Below are 19,990 nucleotides of genomic sequence, written 5' to 3'. Positions count from 1 at the left end.
GGATATCGGGGTTTCTCCCGAATGGAGGACGGGAGAACCGCGGCGTTGTGGCGGTCAGAAACCGATCGTCGCGATCACCGCGGCGCGTGTCTTGCGCTCGGTCTCGAAGGGCGCGCGGATCAGCTGCGAGCCGAGCTGGAGCTGCAGGTCGAGATAGCGGCCGACACTGTAGTTGATGTTGAAGCCAACGCTGGCCAGCTCATCATGATGCGGCAGGTCGGGATAGGGCGTCGGCTGCCAGAGACGGGCATAGTCGACGAAGAGGCCGAGCTGGAGCTGGTCGTCGATCTTCTTGCCGAGCAGGCTGAACGCCGGCGAGCGCAACTCGGTGCTGAGCAGCACGCCCTCGCTGCCCAGCGCGGTGTTGGGATCATAGCCCCGCACGCTGCCGATCCCGCCGCCGCCCAGCTGCTCGCTGTTGGGGAGGTTGCCCGTTGCCGCCTGGAACATGCCGCGGACGATCCAGCTGATGCCCGTGGGCAGGAAGGTGGTGCGCGTCGCCGAGATCCGGCCATAGCCATAGGTTGCGTCGGAGAAGGGCACGAGCAGGTTTAGCGCTGCGTCATTGTTGTGCGGCGTGACGTCGCCGGGCGAGAAGATCCAGGTCGCCTCGACCACGGTGCGCCCGCCGCCGTCGATGAAGGTGCCGCTATAGGTCACCGGGATCTGGAACAGCTCGACATCGGACTTGAGGATGCGGAAGCCTAGAAAGTCGAGGTTGTTGTCGGTGCGCTTGTAGTCGACGCCGATCTGGAGGCTGTGCTTCACGCTCGGCGAGCCCGGAAGGTCGTGCGCCCAGCGGGCGCTGACTTGCCCCGAATGGCCCTCGCTGTCGAAGATCGGCCCCAGATCGGGTTTCTGGGTCGCATAGGCGCCGAACAGCAGGAAGCGGTCGTCGGGGCCGAGCGGTAGCACGTCGCTCGCCGAGTGCGACGTGTAGCGCCGCTTGAAGCTGCGGGTGAACTGGTAGGACAGGATCTGCCCGGTGCCGAGCACGTTTCCCCAATTCGCCCCGACATACCATTCGTCGCGACCGAGCAGCGGCGTGCCCTGGTTGTCGTAGCCGGCATAGACGCGCAGTGGCAGCCGGTCCTTGGCCTCGAGCGTGAGGTCGGTCTCGCCGGTCGCGCTTCCTGGGCTGGCGACTGCGCTGATCGTCAGAAAGGGGTTCTGGTTGTAGTCGTCCAGCGCCTTGCGCAGCCGCGCCAGCGTCAGCGGTTCGCCGGATTTCAGGTCGCCCATGCCGCGGATCAGCCGTGTCGAGAAATGCCGGTTCCCGGTGACGTCGACCGCGCCCAGCCGGTATTCGGTGACGAGCAGCTGGACCACGCCGCTCTGCACCTTCTGTTGCGGCACGCTGACGTCGAGGAACGGGCGCCCGCCGGCGCGGAAGGCCTCGCGGGCGATCTGCGCGAGGGCATCGAGCCCCGCGCGGGTGAGTGGCTTGCCGAGATAGGCGCGCACCCGTGCGGTAAAGTTGGGGGTCTCCATCAGCGGCAGGCCGGATGCGGAGACGCCGCCGGCCACGGCTTCCGGCGCCACGCCGTCGGGCTGCACGGCATCCGGCGTGCCGATGAATATCACGCCCTTTAGTTCAGGGATCAGGACCGTCTGGTCCGTAGAGGCAGGCGCGGGGGACGCCGGTGTGTCCACGCTTGGGGGCGGGGGCACCGGCGGCACCTTGGGGACGACGCGCTTGAAGTCCTGCGCCGATGCAGGTGCTGCGACTGCGATCGCCAGCACGGCCAGCGCCGCCAGCTTCCTCACGGCTGAACACCCAGGGTGTCGATAGGCAGCGGCGGCGGGAAGCGGATCGTCCATTGCTTGGCGGTCTGGCCCTGCTGGAGGATCTGCTCGGCCGAATTGACGATCGGCGTGCCGCTGGTGATCAGGAGGCCGTCGGGGATCGGCACGGCGCTGCTCTGCCAGAGAATCCCCGGCAGCGCGGCGAAGCCGTTGGTGTGGGCGAAATATACCGAGTCCATCGACGGGTAGGGAATGAAGAAGCGCCGGTTGCCCAGGACCTGCGCGAGGCTGGGAAATTGCTCCCGGCAACCCGCCGACCAGGGAAGGATGCAGTCGGGAGGCGGCGCAGGCTTGGCCTTGGTGATTTCGCCCTGCCCGGTAGCGGTGGTCGGCAGGTTGTAGTTGGCGAGCAGCGTGCCGCCATTTGCCGCATAGTCGCCGGCATCGAGCGTCGCGGTCACGCTGTGCACGCCGACTTCGGGATCGGCATAGCTGCCTTGGGTCTGCGTGATGCTGGCGCCCTCGCCCGCGACGAAGCCGGAGATGCTGTAGTCGGACGATACCAGCGTCGCGTCGGTGCCGCCATCATAGGGCTTGGTGGGGTAGCCGGTGATCGTAACGGTCAAATTGGCGCGGTCGATCGCTCCGGCGCCGGTCGCGCTGGTCGGCAGAAGATAGTTGCTCAGCAGGGTGCCGCTGTTCGCTGCATAGTCGGCGCCGGTCAGCGCGGCGGTGACGGTGCGGGTGCCGGCGTTGGCGCTGTCATAGGCGCCGGTAGTCCGCACGACCGTCGCGCCTTCGCCGGCGATGAAGCCGGTGAGCGCGAAATTGGCCGAGGTCAGCGAGGCCAGGCTGGTGCCGTCATAGATCCGCGTCGGGTTGCCAACGATCGCGACGCCCAGCGCCGCCTGGCCGATATGCCCCGTCCCGGCCGCACTGACAGGCAGAACATAGTTGGAAAGCGCGGTCCCGCTGCCGGCGGCAAAATCGCTCGCGTCGAGTGTCGCCGTCACGGTCCGCGCGCCTGCATTCGCCGCGCTGTAGGCGCCAATGGTCTCGGTGACCGTGGCGCTCTGGCCGGCGACGAAGCCGGCAAGGGCATAGTTCGCAGAGGTCAGCGTCGCGCGCGTGGTGCCGTCATAGGTGCGGGTCGGATCTTTGATGATCGCGGCGGTCAGCATGGCCCTGTCTATCGTTCCGAGCCCTGCGGCGCTGGCAGGTAACGCGTAGTTGTCGAGCAGCGTACCGGCATTGGGCGCGAAGTCGGTGGCGGCGAGCGTTACGGTGACCAGCCGTGGTCCGGCATCGGCCGAGGCATAGCTGCCCGCGCTCTGAGTGGCGATGGCGCCCTCGCCCGCGACGAAGCCGGCCAGCGCGAAGTTCGCCGAGGTCAGCGCTGCGCGCGTGGTCCCGTCATAGGCCCGTGTCGGATCGCCGATGAGGATCGCAGTCAGCGTCGCCTGGTCGATCACGCCCAGGCCGGCGGCGCTGGTCGGCAGCACATAGTTGGAGAGCGCCGTGCCGCTATCCGCCGCGAAATCGCTCGCCGCAACAGTGGCGGTGACGATCCGCGTCCCCGCATTGGGCGAGGCATAGACGCCGGAAGCCTGGGTGACCGTCGCGCCTTCGCCGGAGACGAAGCCGGCAAGCGCGAAGTTCGCGGGGGTCAGTGCCGCCAGGTCGGTCCCGTCATAGGCCCGGGTCGGCGTGCCGATGATGACTGCGTTGAGGATAGCCCGGTCGATCCGGCCGAGGCCGGAGGCGCTGGTTGGCAGGATATAGTTGGTGAGCGAGGTTCCGCTGTCGGCAGCGAAATCGCCGCCGGCGAGCGTGGCTGTGACGGTGCGGATGCCCGCATCGGCCTGGCCATAGCTGCCCTGCGTCTGGGTGACCGTCGCGCCCTGCGTGCCGACAAAGCCGGTGAGCGCGTAGTTCGCCGCGGCGAGCGTGGCGCGGGTGGCGCCGTCATAGGCGCGGGTCGGATCGCCGATGATCGTGGCGGTGAGGGCGCGCGGGTCGATCAGGCCTGACCCGGTGGCGCTGGTCGGCAGGGCATAGTTATCGAGCAGAGTGCCGCTGTCTGCGGCGTAGTCGCCGGCGGCGAGTATCGCGGTGACGGTGCGCGAGCCCGCATCGGCGGAATCATAGGCGGCGAGGGCCTGCGTGATCGTCGCGCCCTCGCCGGCGATAAAGCCGGTCAGCGCATAGTTGCCGGCGCCCAGCATCGCGAGGACGGTGCCGTCATAGGTCTTGGTCGGTGTGCCGATGATCGCGGCGGTCAGCACCGCCTGTTCGATATGCCCGGTGCCGCTCGCGCTCATGGGAAGCACATAGTTGGCAAGCGAAGTGCCCCCGATTGCGGCGAAATCGGACGCGCCGAGCGTCGCGCTGACTGTCCGCATCCCGGCATTCGGGGAGCCATAGGCGCCCGCCGTCTGGGTCACCGTCGCGCCTTCGCCCACGGCAAAGCCGGTGAGCGTGAAATTGCCGGCGGTCAGCGCCGCAGCGGTGGTGCCGTCATAGACCCGTGTCGGATCGTTGACGATCAGCGCCACCAGCAACGCGCGGTCGATCGTGCCGGGCCCGGTGGCGCTCGCCGGCAGGACATAGTTGGACAGCAACGTGCCCGTGCCGGCGATGAAGTCGGAAGCAGCCAGCGTTGCATCGACGACGCGCACGCCGGCATCGGGCGCGGCATAGCCGCCGACGCCCTGGCTGACGGTGGCGCTTTCGCCGGCGACGAAGCCGGTCAGGGCATAGTTCGCCGGGGTCAGCGCCGCGACCGTGGTGCCGTCATAGGCCCGGCTGGGGTTCCCGACGATGATCGCGCCCAGCGCCGCGCGGTCGATCACCCCGGCTCCGATCGCGCTGGCGGGCAGGGCGTAGTTGCTCAGTAGCGTGCCGCTGTCGGCGGTGAAGTCACTGGCGGTTAGGATGGCGGTGACGCTCCGCGTTCCGGCATTGGGCGAGGCATAGGTGCCGGCAGCCTGGGTGACCGTCGCGCCTTCTCCCGTGACGAAGCCGGCGAGCGCATAGTTTGCGCTGGTCAGCATGGCGCGGGTGGTGCCGTCATAGGTTCGGGTCGGCGTGCCGATGATGACCGCATTGAGCGCCGCCTGGCTGATCAGTCCTGCACCGCTCGCGCTAGTCGGCAGGATATAGTTGGACAAGTCGGTACCGCTGCCGGCAGTGAAATCCCCGCCGGCGAGTACGGCCGTCACGATGCGGCTGCCGGCATTTGCCGAGCTATATATGCCGGTGGCTTGCGAGATGGTGGCGCTCTCGCCAGCCGCAAACCCGGCCAGCGCGTAGTTCGCCGAGGTCAGCGTCGCGAGGGTCGTGCCGTCATAGGCGCGCGTCGGCGTGCCGATGATCGCGGCGGTGAGCATCGCCTGGCCGATCGTCCCGGTGCCCGCTGCGCTGGTCGGCAGGACGTAGTTGCCCAGCGTCGTTCCGCTGTTCGCAGCGAAATCTCCCGCATCGAGCGACGCAGTGACGGTGCGCGATCCGACATTAGCCGAGTCATAGCTGCCCGCGGTCTCGGTGATGGTCGCGCCCTCGCCAGCGACGAAGCCGGTCAGCGCATAATTGCTGGAGGCCAGCGCCGCAGCGGTGGTGCCGTCATAGACCCGGCTCGGATTGCCGATGATCGCTGCGCTCAGCATCGCCTGGTCGACCCGCCCGGGTCCGGTCGCGGTGAGCGGCAGCAGATAGTTGATGAGCAGCGTACCGCTGTTCGCCACGAAGTCGGCGCTGCCCAGGTTGACGGTGATCCCGCGCAGCCCAGCATTGGCCGATGCATAGGTCCCGTCGGTCTCGGTGATCGTACCGCCTTCACCGGCCACGAAGCCGGTAAAGGCGTAATTGGCCGAGGTCAGCGTCGCCACATCGGTGCCGTCATAGATCTTGGTCGGCAGGCCGATCACCGCGGCGGCGAGCGCGCGCCGGTTGATCAGGCCGACGCCGGTGGCGGTGGTCGGCAGGGTGTAGTTGGCGAGCAGCGTGCCGCTGTTCGCCGCGAAGTCGGACCCGGCCAGCACCGTGCTGATCAGCCGCAGCCCGGCATTGGCCGAGGCATAGTTGCCCGATCCCTGCGTCACTGTCGCGCCTTCGCCGGCGACGAAGCCGGTCAGCGTGTAGTTGCCGGGGGTCAGCGTCGCGAGCGTGGTGCCGTCATAGTCCTTCACCGGGATGCCGCTGATGAACACCTGCAGCGTCGCGCGGTCGATCAGTCCGGTGCCGATCGCGGTGAGCGGCAACACATAGTTGGCGAGCAGCGTGCCGCTGTTCGCGGTAAAGTCGCCGCTCGATAGGCTGGTCGTGACGATGCGGGTGCCGGCATTGGCCGAAGCATAGCTGCCGGCGGTCCGGGTGACGGTCGCGCCTTCGCCGGCGACGAAGCCGTTCAGCGTGTAGTTGCCGGCGGTCAGCGTGGCGGCGGCGGTGCCGTCATAGCTTTTAGTCGGCGTGCCGACGATCGCGGCGGTGAGCAGTGCGGGATCGATCTGGCCTTGGCCGCTCGCCGTGGTGGGCAGGACATAGTTGGAGAGCAGCGTGCCGCCATTCGCAGCGAAGTCCCCGCTCGTGAGGCTGGCGGTGACGGCGCGGGTGCCGGCATTGGCCGAGCTGTAAGCGCCCGCCGTCTGCGTGACGCTTGCGCCCTGCGTCCCGACAAAGCCGGTAAGCTGATAGTTGGCCGTGGTCAGCGCGGCGAGTGTGGTGCCGTCATAGATCCGGGTCGGATTGCCGATGATCGCCGCGCCGAGCACCGCCCGGTCGATCCGGCCGCCACCGCGGGCACTGACGGGCAGGACATAGTTGGAGAGCAGGGTGCTGCCAGTCGCGACGAAGTCGCCCGGATCGAGGGTGGCAGTCACCGTTCGCGGGCCTGCATCGGGCGAATTGAACACGCCTGCCGTCTCGCTCACCGTCGCGCCCTCGCCGCTGACGAAGCCGGTCAGCTGATAATTGCCCGGGTTGAGCGTGACCGCGGTGGTCGCGTCATAGACGCGCGTCGGCGTGCCGATGATCGCGGCGGTGAGCATTGCCTGGTTGATCAATCCTGCGCCGCTGGCGGTGGTCGGCAGGATGTAGTTGCTCAGCGAGGTGCCGCTCCCCGCCAGGAAGTCGCCGGTGCCCAGCGTCGCGGTGACGGTCCGGCTGCCCGCATCCTTGCTGGCATAGGCGCCGAAGGCCTGGGTTACCGTCGCGCTCTGGCCGGAGACGAAGCCGGTCAGGTCGTAGTTCTCGGCCGTCAGCGCCGCCGCGGTGGTGCCGTCATAGGTCCGCGTCGGCGTGCCGATGATCGTGACGGCGAGCGCCTTCGGATCGATCTGGCCTGCGCCGCTCGCGCCGGTCGGCAGGATATAGTTGGAGAGCGAGGTGCCGCCATTGGCGGTGAAGTCGCCAGAGTCGAGTGTCGCGGCGATGGTGCGCGCGCCGGTATTGGCGCTATCATACCGGCCGGCCGTCTCTGTTACGGTCGCGCCTTCGCCGCCGAAGAAGCCGGTCAGCTGAAAGTTGCCGCTCGCGAGCAGCGCGGCGGTCGTGCCGTCATAGATTCGGGTCGGGGTGCCGATGATCGACCCGCTCAGCGTCGCCGGGGTGATCTCGCCGATCGACGCATTGGTAAGCGGGCTGGCGATCGAGTAATTGCTCGCTGCCGCGCCGGTCAGCGCCAGGTTGCCGATCGTGACGAGGATGCCGGTGTTGACGTTCTTGTCGGCATAGCTGCCGCTCGCCGCTGCCGCGGCGGCATCGACCGCCACATCGTCGCCGGCGACCACGCCGCTCAGCGTATAGGCACCGGCATTGCCCGGCAGGTTGGTCGATGCGTCGTAGGTGCGCGTGACGCGGGTTAGCGTGAGCAGGGCCGCAGTGATGTTCGCGCTCAGTCCGGTCGGCTGCTGGAGCGTGTAGTTGCCGAACGGGTTGTTGGTCAGCGCATAGCCCGAGGCGGTCACTGCGATGCCGGTGCCGACATGGGGCGAGGCGAAGGTGCCCGTCGCGCCCGCGCTGTTCAGCGCCACGGTATCGCCGGGCACGACATTGTTGAGTGCGGCTGCCGTGCTGTTCAGGGTCGCGACGGTCGTGCCGTCATAGACCTTGTCGTTGGCAATTACGCTCGAGACGGTCAGCAGCCGCGGATCGATCGTGCCCGCGCCGCTGGCGCTGGTGGGCAGCACATAGTTGCCCAGCAGCGTGCCGCCATTCGAAGTGAAATCGCCGGCGTCGAGGATAGCGGTGATCGTGCGCGCGCCCTGGTTGGCCGAGTCATAGCTGCCCGCCATCTCGGTCACCGTCGCGCCTTCGCCCGCGGCGAAACCGGTGAGCTGATAGTTGCCGGTCGCCAGCGTGGCGGCGTTGGTCGCGTCATAGACCCGTGTCGGATTGCCGATGATCGCGACGCTCAGGACTGCCTGGGTGATCGTGCCGAGACTGCCGGTGATGCTCGGCCTGATGAAATAGTTTCCCCCGCTCGCGCCGGTGAGCGTGAGGCCGTCGACCGTCACCGGCTTGGCGGTGCCGACATTCTTGCTGTCGTTGTACTGGCCGGTGACACCCGAAGTCTGGGCGACCACCGTGTCGCCGCTCAGCACGCCGGTAAATGCATAGCCGCCGGCCGCGCTCGGCAGCGCGGTCGTGCCGTCATAGGTCTTGGTCACTGAGGCGAGGAAGATCTCGAGCGGGTTGATGTCCGCCGTCAGCCCATGCGGCTGGACCAGCGTGTAGTTGCCCGCATCGGCACCCGAGATGCTATAGGCGGTGGTGGTGACGGGCTTGCCCAGGCCCGCATTGGCATTGTCGAAATTGCCCGTCGTCGCGAAGCTCAGATTGACCACGTCGCTGGCGAGCACGCCGCTCAGCACGGTGCCGCTATTGTCGAGCTGGGCGACGGTGTTCTGGTCATAGGTCTTGTCGAGCGCCAGCGCGCCGATGACGTCGAGCGTCGCTGGCGTGATGGTGCCGATCGGCTGGTTGGTGACGGTTGCCGCGATCGAATAATTGGCCGCGTCGGCGCCGGTGATCGCGACGCCGCTCAGCGTCACCAGCTTGCCCGTGCCGACATTCTTGTCGGCGTAGCTGCCGGTGATCCCGCTGGCATCGACGGCTACGCTGTCGCCCGCCACCACGCCGAACAAGGTATAGGCGCCGTTGGCGGTCGGCACGCTTATGGTCGCATCATAGGTCTTGGTGACCGAGAGGAGCTGGATGGTCGCCTGGGTGATGTCCGCCGCCAGCCCGGTCGGCTGGAGTATCAGATAATTGGCCGCGTCACCGCCGGCGAGCGTGTAGCCGGTCGCGGTCACCGCGATGTTGGTGCCGACATTCCTCGTGGCGAAGCTGCCGGCGGCGCCGCTCGAGACGAGGCCGACCGCGTCGCTGCCGAGCACGCCGCTCAGCCCGCCACCGCTACTGTCGAGCGTGGCGACGGTGGTGCCGTCATAGACCTTGTCGTTGGCGAGGATGCCAATCACCTGCACGCTGGCCTGGGTGATCGTGCCGGTGCCTGATGCAGTCGTCGGCAGCACGTAATTGGCTAGCAAGGTCCCGCCATTTGCAGTGAAGTCGCCGCTGCCGAGCGTCGCGGTCGCGGCGCGGCTGCCGACATTCTTGCTGGCATAGGTGCCGGCGGTCTGAGTGACGGTCGCGCCTTCACCCGCCACGAAACCGGCGAGCGCATAGTTCGCGCTGGTCAGCGTCGCGGTGGTGGTTGCGTCATAGACCTTGGTCGGGTTGCCGATGATCGTCGCGGTCAGCGCCGCCTGGTTGATCGTGCCCGCGCCCGAGATCGCGGTCGGCAGCACATAGTTGCTCAGCAACGTGCCCGCGTTGGCTACGAAATCGGAGACCACCAGTGTCGCGGTTACCGTTCGCGCGCCGGCATTAGCACTGTCATAGGCCGCGCCGGAGGACTGGGTGATCGTGCCGCCTTCGCCCGCGATGAAGCCGGTCAAGGCGTAGTTGGCACCGGTCAGCGATACGCTGGTGGTGCCGTCATAGGTCTTGGCGGGGTTGCCCAGGATTGTGCCGGTCAACATCACCGGGTTGATGTCGGCGGTGAGGCCACTTGGCTGGCTCAGCGCGTAGTTGCCCGCCTGCGCCCCGGCAATCGCGAAGCCGCCGATATTGACGCGCAGATCGGTGCCGACATTCGATTGCAGGAAGGACGCCGTCGAGCCCAGCCCGTTCAGCGCTACGGTATCGCCGCTCAGCACACCCACCAGCGTCGGCGATCCGCCGAGTGTCGCGGCGGTGGTGCTGTCGTAGAATTTGTCGTTGGCGATCAGCCCGACGATCGTCAGTCCGCGCCGCGCGATGTTCGCGGTCAGTCCCGCCGGCTGGAACAGCGCATAATTACCCGCATCGGCACCGGAGATGGTGAAGCCCGACACCGTCACGCCGATGCCGCTGCCGGCATTGGCGGTGGCGAAGGTGCCCGTCGATCCCGCCGAGCTCAGCAGGACCGTGTCGCCCGAGACCACGCCGAACAGCGTGGCCGTGCCGGTCAGCAGTGCGAGCGTGGTCTGGTCATAGACCTTGTCTTGCGCCCGCACGTTGAGGATGTTGAGCGGCGCCGGGGTGATCGTGCCGGGCCCGGTCGCCTGGGCCGGCAGCAGATAGTTGCTGAGCAGCGTGCCCGGCCCGGCGACGAAATTGGCCATGCTCGGGAACAGCGCGGTGATCGTGCGGCTGCCGGCGTCGGCGTCGTCATAATTGCCGATATTGCCCGGGGTGACGGTGATGCTCTCGCCGGCGATGAGGCCGGTGATGCTGAAGCTGCCGGGGTTGAGCCCGATGCGCGTCTGGCCGTTATAGACCTTGGTCGGATTGCCGATGATCGCGGCGCTCAACTGCGCGCGCAGGATCGTGCCGATGCCCGTCGCGACGTCGGGTAGGGTGTAGTTGGCGAGATTGGTGCCGGGGAAGGGGGCGAAGTCGCCCGGATCGAGCTGGACGGTGACCGACTGCTGCCCGGCATTGGCGCTGCCATAGGTGCCCACCGTCTCGGTGATCGTCGCGCCTTCGCCGGCGATGAAGCCGCCGAGGGTGTAGTCGCCAGGCGTCAGCGTGGCGATCGTGGTGCCGTCATAGACCTTGGTCGGATTACCGGTGATGTCGACGGTGACCACGCCCGGGCCGAGATCGCGCCGCGTGACCGTGCCCACGCCGCTCACTGGGGACGGGATGTAGTAGTTTGATATCAGCGTGCCGGGATCGGTAGCGAAATCGCCGGCAGTCAGGTTGGCGCTTACCGTCCAGACGCCGGCGTCGGACGAGCTGTACTGGCCGGAGGCCTGGGTGACGGTCGCGCCCTCGCCGGTGATGAAGCCGTCGACCTGGAAATTGCCCGGCCCGAGCGCGGCATTGGCGTTGCCGTCATAGGCCTTGGTGGGGTTGCCGATGATCGTGATGACCAGCGGGGCGGGGGTGATCTCGCCCTGGATCGTGCCGATGCTCGGCAGCAGATAGTTGGAGAGCAAAGTGTTCGGTCCGGCCTGGAAGTCCGACGGGCTGAGCGTGAAGTCGATGTCCCAGATGCCGACATTCTTGTCGGCATAGGTGAGCCCCGTCGCCTGGCTGAGCGTGACCGTCTCGCCGGCGACCACGTTGCTCAGGCCGACTTGCGACGCGAGGACGAAGGCGTTGGTGTTGCCGTCATAGACCTTGCTCGGCATGCCGCTGCCGGTGATGCTGAGTGGGCGCTGGGTGATGTCGGCGGTGAGCGCGGACGAGAAGCTGAGATCATAATTGCCAGCGTCCCCGCCGATCAGGACGACGCCGCTGATCGTGACCAGGATATTCTGCCCGACATCCTTCTGCGCGAAGCTGATCTGGCCGCCGGCATCGACCGGAAGGACATCGTCGCCGGGAACCAGCCCGCTGATCACCAGCCCGGCCGTGTTGACGCCGGCGAAGAAGGTGCCGTCATAGACCTTGTCGTTCGCGGTCAGCCCGGTGACCACCAGCGCCGCCCTTGTGATGTTGGCGGCAAGCCCGGTCGGCTGCGAGACGGCATAATTGGCCGCGCTGGTGCCGGCGAGCGCGAAGCCTGCGCCGGTCACGGCGATGGCGTTGCCGACATTCTTCGTCGTGAACACGCCGGCGGCGCCTGAGGTGTCGAGCGTCACCGTGTCGCCGGGCACCACGCCGAAGATCGTCGCGCCGCCGGTGTTCAGCGTCGCTGCGGTGGTGCCGTCATAGACCTTGTCGTTCGCGGTGACTCCGCTGATCAGGATCGGCGCCGGGTTGATAAGCCCCGCGCCGCTCGCGCTGATCGGCAGGATGTAGTTGGCGAGACTGGTGCCCGCGCCCGCGGTGAAATTGGGGCTCTGGAACGTGGTGCTGACCGTTCGCGGGCCGGCATTGGCGCTGTCATAGGCCGATGTCGCTGCGCCGTTGATCGTGACGCTCTCGCCGTTGACCACGCCACTCAGCTGGAAATTGGCGGCGGTCAGCGCGACCGCGGTGGTGGCGTTGTAGGTCTTGGTGGGATTGCCGACGATCGCCGCGGTGAGCGCGGCCCGGTCGATCCTGCCCACCGCCGCGGTGACGCTCGGCGTGGTGACGTCGTAGCCATAGACTGCGATCCCGCCCCGGCTCGCCTGGAAGTTGGTCGCGGTAACGTCGATGCCGATGCCGGCGTCCTCGGTCGCATAGCTGCCGTCGAGCGTGTAGACGTCGCCGTTGACCAGGCCGGTCAGGTTGACGTTGCTGCTGTCGAGCGTGGCGAGGGTAGTGCCGTCATAGGTCTTGGTGACCGCGCCCAGCGTGAAGCTGATGCTCGGCGCCTGGCGATAGAAGCGCCCATTGCCTGGCGCGGGCACGCTCGGCGTGTTGAGATAGTCGTAGAGATAGTAATCAGGCGTCAGACCGCCGTCGTTCGATCCTGCGGCGTCGTCCGTGGCGATGAACCACCGGTCTCCGCTCGAGCTGATCGCGCCGGCGCCGGCGAGGTTGGTGAAGCTGCTGCTCTCGATCCCGACGGCGTCGGTGCCGCTGAACGACCCGCCGGGATTGATCGTCACGGCGCCGACGACCTGCGCGAACATCGTGTCGCCCGAGACCGGCGCGTTGATGGCGAGCGTGCCGTTCGCGCTCAGGCTGACATCGCCGGCCCCGGTGATCGCGGCGTTGACCGCGATGTTGCGATAGGCGTCGATCGAAAGCGCGCCCGTCGGCTCGGTCCAGACGATCGGTGACGCGACGGTGATGTCGCCGACACCGCCCGTCCCGCCGGCCGTGGTCTGGACGAGGACGGTGCCTCCGCCTACGTTGAGCGAAGTGACGATCCCCGCAGCCGCAGCTGCATCGATCACCAAGTCATCCGGATCGATCAGCCAGCTGCCGCCCGCGGCCGGCAGGATCGTCGCCGCGCCGAGGTCCAAACCATGTCCCGAGGTCTCGATCCGCCCGCCGCCTGCCGGGCCGCCCGCGGCGATCCGCGCGCCATCGCCGATCGCCGTGCTGCGCGCGAGATCGGCGCCGCTGCCATAGCCCGACGTGCCGATCAGCACTTCGCCGCCGCCTATGCCGGCTGCCGAGAGGTTCGCCGTTGCGGTGAGCGCCAGGTCGCGGCCACTGACCACGATCTGCCCGCCGCTGCCATCGGCGTTCGCGGCCTTGAGCATGCCCGCGACTTCCACCTTGCCAGCGGGCGCGGTCAGCCAGAGCTCGCCCTTGATGGTCGCGGTGCCGGTCGCCTGGACCAGCCCGTCGCGATTGCCGGCCAGCGCGAAGATGTTGCCGTTCGCCGCCTTGAGCGCCACCGCTGCCGCCGCGATCCGTCCCGTCTGGGTGATGTCGCCGCCGCCCGCGCCGACCGAGACGTAGATGCCGTCCGCCTTGCCGTCGGTCGTCGCCATCAGCACGTCATTGGCGGCGGCAAGCGTGACCCGGCCCTGGCGCGCCTCTATCGTGCCGTCGTTGCTCACCGCACGCGCGATCATCACCACGCTGCCGCCCTGCGAGACGATCGATCCGCCGTTGGCGATCATGCCGTTGGAGTTGCCCGAGGCCGCCAGCGATCCGCCCGCCATGAACTGGCCGGCATCCATGTTCCGCGTCGTCGCCACGAAGTCGCCGCCGGTCAGCACCTTGCCGCTCGGGCCGATCACCACGCCATTGGGGTTCATCAGATAGACCGAGCCGCTCGCGCTCAGCATGCCGTCGATCCGCGACAGCGCTCCGCCGGTCACCCGGTTCAGCGTCGCGCCGCCGCCATTATCGATCCGCACCTGGTTCTCGATCGCGATTGAGAACTCCCGCCAGTCGATCACCCCGCGTCGCGAGGATTGCGTGATCGTCAGCGCGTTGGGGGAGGGTTGGGCGATCTGCCCTTCGCCGGTGGTGAACACGCCTCCGCTCGGAAGCGCGGGACCGGTTTGCGCCCAGGCGGAAGGCGCGAAGGCCAGTAGCGCGGTAGCGGTGGCCAATATGCTGCCGCGGAGCAGGGTCGCGCGGAGAGAGGAACGGTGTTCCATCGGCTGCCCTCGTCGATATCCCCCGGGATTATCGTTTCATTCAAGCGCGTTGCGTCGCCCAAGGGCATCGGGCGAAACCCGGGACTTCCAATCGGAACTGCCCCTAGGGGAAGGTGGCCGGCGCGCGGCATCCCGACGCCGGCGGCCGTTTCAGTCGTGCCCGTGGCTCAGGAACTGCTCGACGACATTGGACATGTCGAACGACTTGCCGCCCTGCACGGGAGGGAACTCGGCGAGGGTCGCAAGATGCTCCTTCATCAGCTCGCCGATCGGCGCGACCATCCACGAGACCTTCTGAAGCAGGTGCCCATAGGCATCGGTGCTGTCATAGCTCTCGAACGGGTCCATGCGGATGTTGAACACCAACGGTTTGCTGCGTCCGGAGATGTTGCCGTAATAGTCCGCGACCGTCGCGAAATGCCATTTCCACGGCCCCAGTCGACATGCCGTAAGCTTGCTCTCGCTGTAGTGGAAAATGTAGTTTCGCGCCGATTCCTTGGCCTTGCCGGTCCAGTAATCGAGGTTGTTCACGCCATCGATATACTGGTGCTTCTCGGCCTTGATCTTCGCCACGACGTCGGGGACGCCGGCCGCCGCGGCGAGCGTGGTGAAGGCGTCCTGGTGCGCCTGGATGCCGTTGAGAATCTTGCCCGGCTCGATCTTGCCCGGCCAGCGCACCATCGAAATGACACGCACGCCGCCTTCCCAGGTGGTCATCTTCTCGCCGCGCCACGGCGTGGTGCCGCCGTGTGGCCAGGAGCTGTGCTCGGGGCCGTTGTCGGTCGAGTACCAGACGATCGTATCCTCCTCGAGCCCATTGGCCTTCAGGAAGTCGAGCACCGTGCCGACGTCATGGTCGTGCTGGAGCATGCCCGAGCCGTGGAGATCGACTTCGGAGGTGTATTTCTCCGCCGCATAGCGCCATTCGTCGCCCAGTCGCGTGTAAAGGTGCATGCGGCTCGAGTTGAGCCAGACGAAGAACGGCGTGTCGTCGTCCTTGGCCTTCTTCATGAAATCGAGCGCCTTGGGGATGAACTCGCCCCCATCGATGTCGTGCATCCGCTCCTGATGGAGCGGGCCGGTATCGGTGATCTTCTGCTTGCCGACCTTGCCGAAGCGCGGATCGACCGTCGGATCATCGACATCGGTGGCGAAGCTGTGAATCACCCCGCGCGCGCCGAACTTGTCCTCATAGGCTTCGACGCTGCCCGAATGCGCCTTGGCGAAGCTCTGATAATCGCGCTGTTCCTCCTCCTCGGAGACGTTGAGGTGGTAGAGGTTGCCGAAGAACTCGTCGAAGCCGTGGTTGGTCGGCAGATGCTCGTTGCGGTCGCCTAGGTGGCTCTTGCCGAAATGCCCGGTCGCATAGCCCTGCGCCTTCATCACTTCGGCAAGGCAGGGGGATTCCGGCTGTAGCCCGAGCAGGTCGCCCGGCATGCCCACCGTCGTCATCCCCGAGCGGATCGGATACTGGCCGGTGATGAACGCGGCGCGGCCGGCGGTGCAAGAGGACTGCGCATAATGGTCGCTGAAGCGGACGCCCTGCAGGCCGATGCTGTCGATATTGGGCGTTGTGTAGCCCATCGTGCCCATCCCGTAGGCGCTGACATTCTGCCACCCGATATCGTCGCCCCAGATCACGAGGATGTTGGGTTTACCCTTGGGCATGACGGATTCCTTCCCATGCTGGATTTGTCACCAAATCTGCATGGAGGTCGCGGAGTGGCATATCGGGACAAGCCCGCAGGGCAGGGGGTATTTACCCGGTCAGGTGGGGTTTGCCGCATGGGGCAGGCACACTTGGAGCATAATCGACCGCCCGGAGAATGGGTGCCGAAGATGTTGTCCGAGCCGCGGTATTCGCGCCCGCGAGGCGGCGATATATCTGCCAAGTCTTTGGGAAGGTGGTGGACGCACTTGGGCTCGAACCAAGGACCCGCTGATTAAGAGTCAGCTGCTCTACCAACTGAGCTATGCGTCCATTCCGGGTTGTTTCGGCGCTCTTGGTGAGTGCGCCTCCGCAGTGGAGGAGCGCCTTTAGCGGCGCCTCTCGCGGCTTGTAAACCCCTTATTTCGAAAAAATCACCAACGCTGCACGCGGCGGCTCTGGCGGTCGATCGACAGGAGGATTCCGAAGCAGATCATGAAGGTCATCACGGCGGTGCCGCCGAAGCTGATCAGCGGCAGCGGCACGCCCACCACAGGCGCCAGGCCCATCACCATCGCCATGTTGATGGCGCAGTAATAGAAGATCGTCGCAGAGAGCCCCGCAGCGGTCAGCCGGGCGAAACGGCTCTGCGCACGCATGCTCACGCCGATCCCCCAGCGGATCAGCGCGCCGAAGGCACCGATCAGGAAGAAGCCGCCGAGCAGGCCCCATTCCTCCATCATCGTCGCCAGCGCGAAGTCGGTATGGCCCTCCGGCAGATAGTCGAGGTGGCTCTGCGTGCCCTGCAGGAAGCCCTTGCCGAACACGCCGCCCGATCCGATCGCCACCTTGGACTGGCTGATATGGTAGCCGGTGCCCAGCGGGTCGCTCTCGGGGTCGAGGAAGATCATCACGCGGTTGCGCTGATAATCGTGCAGGACGAAGTTCACCGCCAGCGGCGCGGCCACCGAGACCAGCAGCGCGCCGCCGATGAACAAGCGCAGTGGCAGACCGGCCAGGAACATCACGGTCGCGCCGCCGAAGCAGATCATCAGCGCAGTGCCGAGATCTGGCTGCAGCATCACCAGCGCGGCCGGCACGCCGACCAGCACGGCGGCGGGCCAGATCGCAGCGAACTTGCGTATCTCGCCCACCGGCAGCATCTCGTAGAAGCGCGCCAGGGCGAGCACGATCATCGGCTTCATCAGCTCGGAGGGCTGGAACTGCATGAAGCCCAGGTTGATCCAGCGCTGGCTGCCGCCCGCGACCTTGCCGAGCAGCTCCACCCCGATCAGAGCGAGCACCAGCCCGGCATAGGCGGGGAGGGAGCCGAACGCCCACCAATTCTCCGGCACGCGCGAGAGCACGATCGCCATAGTGAGGAACACCGCGAAGCGGATGCCCTGGGGCAGCGCCCATTTGTGGAAGTCGGCGCTCGCCGCCGAATAGAGGATCAGCTGGTCGAACGCGCCGAGCGCGATCACCAGCAGGATGATCTTCCACGGCAGCTGCGCCAGCGGGCCCGGGACGATGCCCGAGGGGCCGAGGCCGGAGGACTGGAGCGTGGCCATTACTCTGCCTCCACGCTGCCGCGTTCGGCTGCGCTGCTGTCGATCGTGTTGCTGGTCGTGGCGTTGGCCGCCTCGGCGGCGACGTTGCTCGCCGCCTCGGCCGCATCCTCGGGCGCTTCGGGTGGCGGGGCCGCCTGTGCCGCGACGAAGGTTGTGGACTGCTCGGCCATCCGGGTGCGGTAATCGCCGCCCCAGGTCGGCTCCTCGCGGTGGAGCGAGTCCATCGCCACCTTGCGATCGAACAGGAAGGTCATGATGTCGCGCCCGATCATCGGCGTATCGAGGTTGCGGATCGTGTGGCCGTTATGCTCGAGTACGATGCCGGCGGCGTATTTCGGATTGTCCGCCGGCGCGAAGCACACCAGCAGCGCGTGGTCGCGCAGCTTGAACGGCAGCGAGGCGTTCTTGAGCACGCCCGAGGCGCGCTCCGCCATGGTGATGCGGCGCACCTGCGCGGTGCCGGTCTTGCCCGCCATCGTCAGCCCGGGGACCTGGATTCGCGCGGCGCCGCCGGTACCGCCCGAATTGATCACGCCGAACATCGCATCGCGGATGATCGCGAGCTGCTCGGGCGTCGCGGCGAGCGGCTCGGGCTGCTGGAACGGCGCGTCGGCGATCAGCCGCGGCACCAGCACCTTGCCCGAGGCCAGCCGGCTCGCCATCACCGCCAGCTGCAGCGGGTTGGCCAGCACATAGCCCTGGCCGATCGAGGCGTTGAGCGAATCCGCCACGCTCCACGCCTGCTTGTAGCGCTTCAGCTTCCAGGCGCTGTCGGGCACGGTGCCGAAGCGCTGGGTGGAGAAGGGCAGGTCGAACTTCTGGCCGAGCCCCATCGATCGCGCGATCGGCGCCACCGCGTCATAGCCCACGCGGCGCACCATCTCGTAGAAATAGATGTCGCAGCTCTGCATGATCGCGTTCTTGAGGTCGAGCGGGCCGTGGCCGCTCTTCTTGTGGCAGTGGAACACGCCATTGCCGACGCGCATCGCGCCCGAGCAGACCACGCGCGCATGCGGATCGACTCCGGCATGCATCAGCGCCAGACCGTTCATCGGCTTCACCGTCGAGCCCGGTGGATAGAGACCCTGCAGCACCTTGTTCATCAAGGGCACGTGGTCGTCCTCGCTCAGCATCTTCCATTCGTTGCGGCTGATGCCGTCGGAGAAGCTGTTGGGATCATAGGCCGGCATCGAGACCATCGCCAGGATGTCGCCATTCGACACGTCGATCACCACCGCCGAGCCCGAATTGGTGCCCAGTCGCCGCGCGACATATTCCTGGAGTAGCGCGTCGATCGTCAGCTTCACCGTCTCGCCCGGCTGGTCGGGCCGCGTGGCGAGCTCCTTGACCAGCCGGCCATGCGCGGTGACTTCCACCCGCTTGGCGCCTGGCGTGCCGCGGAGGCGATCCTCCAGCGTCTTCTCCAACCCGTCCTTGCCCAGCTTGAAGCCGGGGGCGACGAGCAGCGGGTCCTTTTCCTTGCGGTACTGCTCGACCGAGGCGGTGCCGACATAGCCGACCAGGTGCGCGACGCCCGCCGAGAGCGGATAGTTGCGCGAGAAGCCGCGGGTGGGTTGCACGCCCGGCATTTCGGGCACGCGCACGCTCACCGCGGCGAAGCGCTCCCAGTCGAGGCTGTCGGAGACCTGCACCGGCTGGAAGCCCGATGCGCGCTTCAGGTCGGTGTGGATCCGCTCCATGTCCTCTTCGGTGAGGCTCAGGATCTGCTGGAGCATGCCCAGCGTCTTTTCCTTTTCCTCCATCCGATCGGGGATCAGGTCGACGCGGAAGGCGGTGCGGTTGTTGGCGATCGGGATGCCGCTGCGATCGACGATCCAGCCGCGGCGCGGCGGAGTGAGCGTCAGCCGCACGCGGTTGCTCTCGGCGGTCAGCCGGTAGCGCTCGTTCTCGAACACGGCGAGCCAGGTCATCCGCCCGGCCAGGACGAGCGCGGCCGCGCCCTGGATGCCGCCGAGCACCAGCGCGCGGCGGGAAAAACTATAGGCCTGCGCTGCTTCGGTGATCCGGGCCATCAGGTTCGTTTCTTATCCCGGTCCAGCCATGCGCAGAAGCGCGCAACCACAGGAAAAAGCGCGGCCGAGACGATGATCTGGAGCAGCAGCGCGGTATCGACATGCGCGCCGAAGGGAGTCGCGACCAGCCGGCCGCCGATCAGCACGAAGCCGATCGCGCCGCTGGCGAGCAGCCAGTCCTGCCAGAAGTCGCGCCACACCAGCCGGGTGTCGAGCACGTCGATCATCAGCATCGCGGCCGACCAGAGCAGCATCGCGCTGCCCAGCGGCTGGCCGCTGAACATGTCGTCGACGAAGCCGAGCGGCACCGGCATCCACACTTTCATCGAATCGCCGCGCAGCAGCCGCCAGGAAAGCAGCATCAGCAGCCCGAAGGGGGGCAGTACCGGCACGGTGACAATCACCGGCAGCAGCGTCACCAGCGACCCCAGCACCACCGAGAGCGGCGCCAACCACAGGCTGCGCGGCATCTTCTCGGTGCGGCCCAGGGGGATGAAGTCGGCCACG

At 67.1% G+C, this 19,990-nt stretch carries 6 protein-coding genes and 1 tRNA gene; all 7 read right to left on the bottom strand.

Annotated elements, in window-relative coordinates; all coding sequences use genetic code 11:
* Nucleotides 1-54: 54 nt before the first annotated feature.
* Nucleotides 55-1,767, bottom strand: a complete 1,713-nt coding sequence (locus ABLE38_RS19130; RefSeq protein ID WP_348975824.1) for a ShlB/FhaC/HecB family hemolysin secretion/activation protein — start codon at nucleotides 1,765-1,767, stop codon at nucleotides 55-57.
* Nucleotides 1,764-14,183, bottom strand: coding sequence for a YDG domain-containing protein (locus ABLE38_RS19125; RefSeq protein WP_348975823.1), 12,420 nt, complete (start codon nucleotides 14,181-14,183; stop codon nucleotides 1,764-1,766). Before ABLE38_RS19125 ends, ABLE38_RS19130 begins: the two co-directional genes overlap by 4 nt.
* A 198-nt stretch (nucleotides 14,184-14,381) precedes the next feature.
* Nucleotides 14,382-15,899 carry an arylsulfatase gene (locus ABLE38_RS19120; protein WP_348975822.1) on the bottom strand — a complete coding sequence of 506 codons (1,518 nt, stop codon included), beginning with the start codon at nucleotides 15,897-15,899 and terminating at the stop codon, nucleotides 14,382-14,384.
* Between the two features lie 237 nt (nucleotides 15,900-16,136).
* Nucleotides 16,137-16,212 (bottom strand) — tRNA-Lys (locus ABLE38_RS19115).
* Between the two features lie 101 nt (nucleotides 16,213-16,313).
* Nucleotides 16,314-17,450, bottom strand: coding sequence for a rod shape-determining protein RodA (rodA, locus tag ABLE38_RS19110; RefSeq protein WP_348975821.1), 1,137 nt, complete (start codon nucleotides 17,448-17,450; stop codon nucleotides 16,314-16,316).
* Nucleotides 17,450-19,483, bottom strand: a complete 2,034-nt coding sequence (gene mrdA / locus ABLE38_RS19105) for a penicillin-binding protein 2 (RefSeq protein ID WP_348975820.1) — start codon at nucleotides 19,481-19,483, stop codon at nucleotides 17,450-17,452. The genes rodA and mrdA overlap by 1 nt, the downstream gene beginning before the upstream one ends.
* Nucleotides 19,483-19,989 carry a rod shape-determining protein MreD gene (mreD, locus tag ABLE38_RS19100; RefSeq protein ID WP_348975819.1) on the bottom strand — a complete coding sequence of 169 codons (507 nt, stop codon included), beginning with the start codon at nucleotides 19,987-19,989 and terminating at the stop codon, nucleotides 19,483-19,485. Before mreD ends, mrdA begins: the two co-directional genes overlap by 1 nt.
* Nucleotide 19,990: the final 1 nt, after the last annotated feature.

Source organism: Sphingomonas sp. KR3-1, assembly GCF_040049295.1.
GTDB lineage: Bacteria > Pseudomonadota > Alphaproteobacteria > Sphingomonadales > Sphingomonadaceae > Sphingomonas.
The sequence above is the reverse complement of the archived record's forward strand: the minus strand, read 5'-3'. Positions and strand labels throughout refer to the sequence as shown.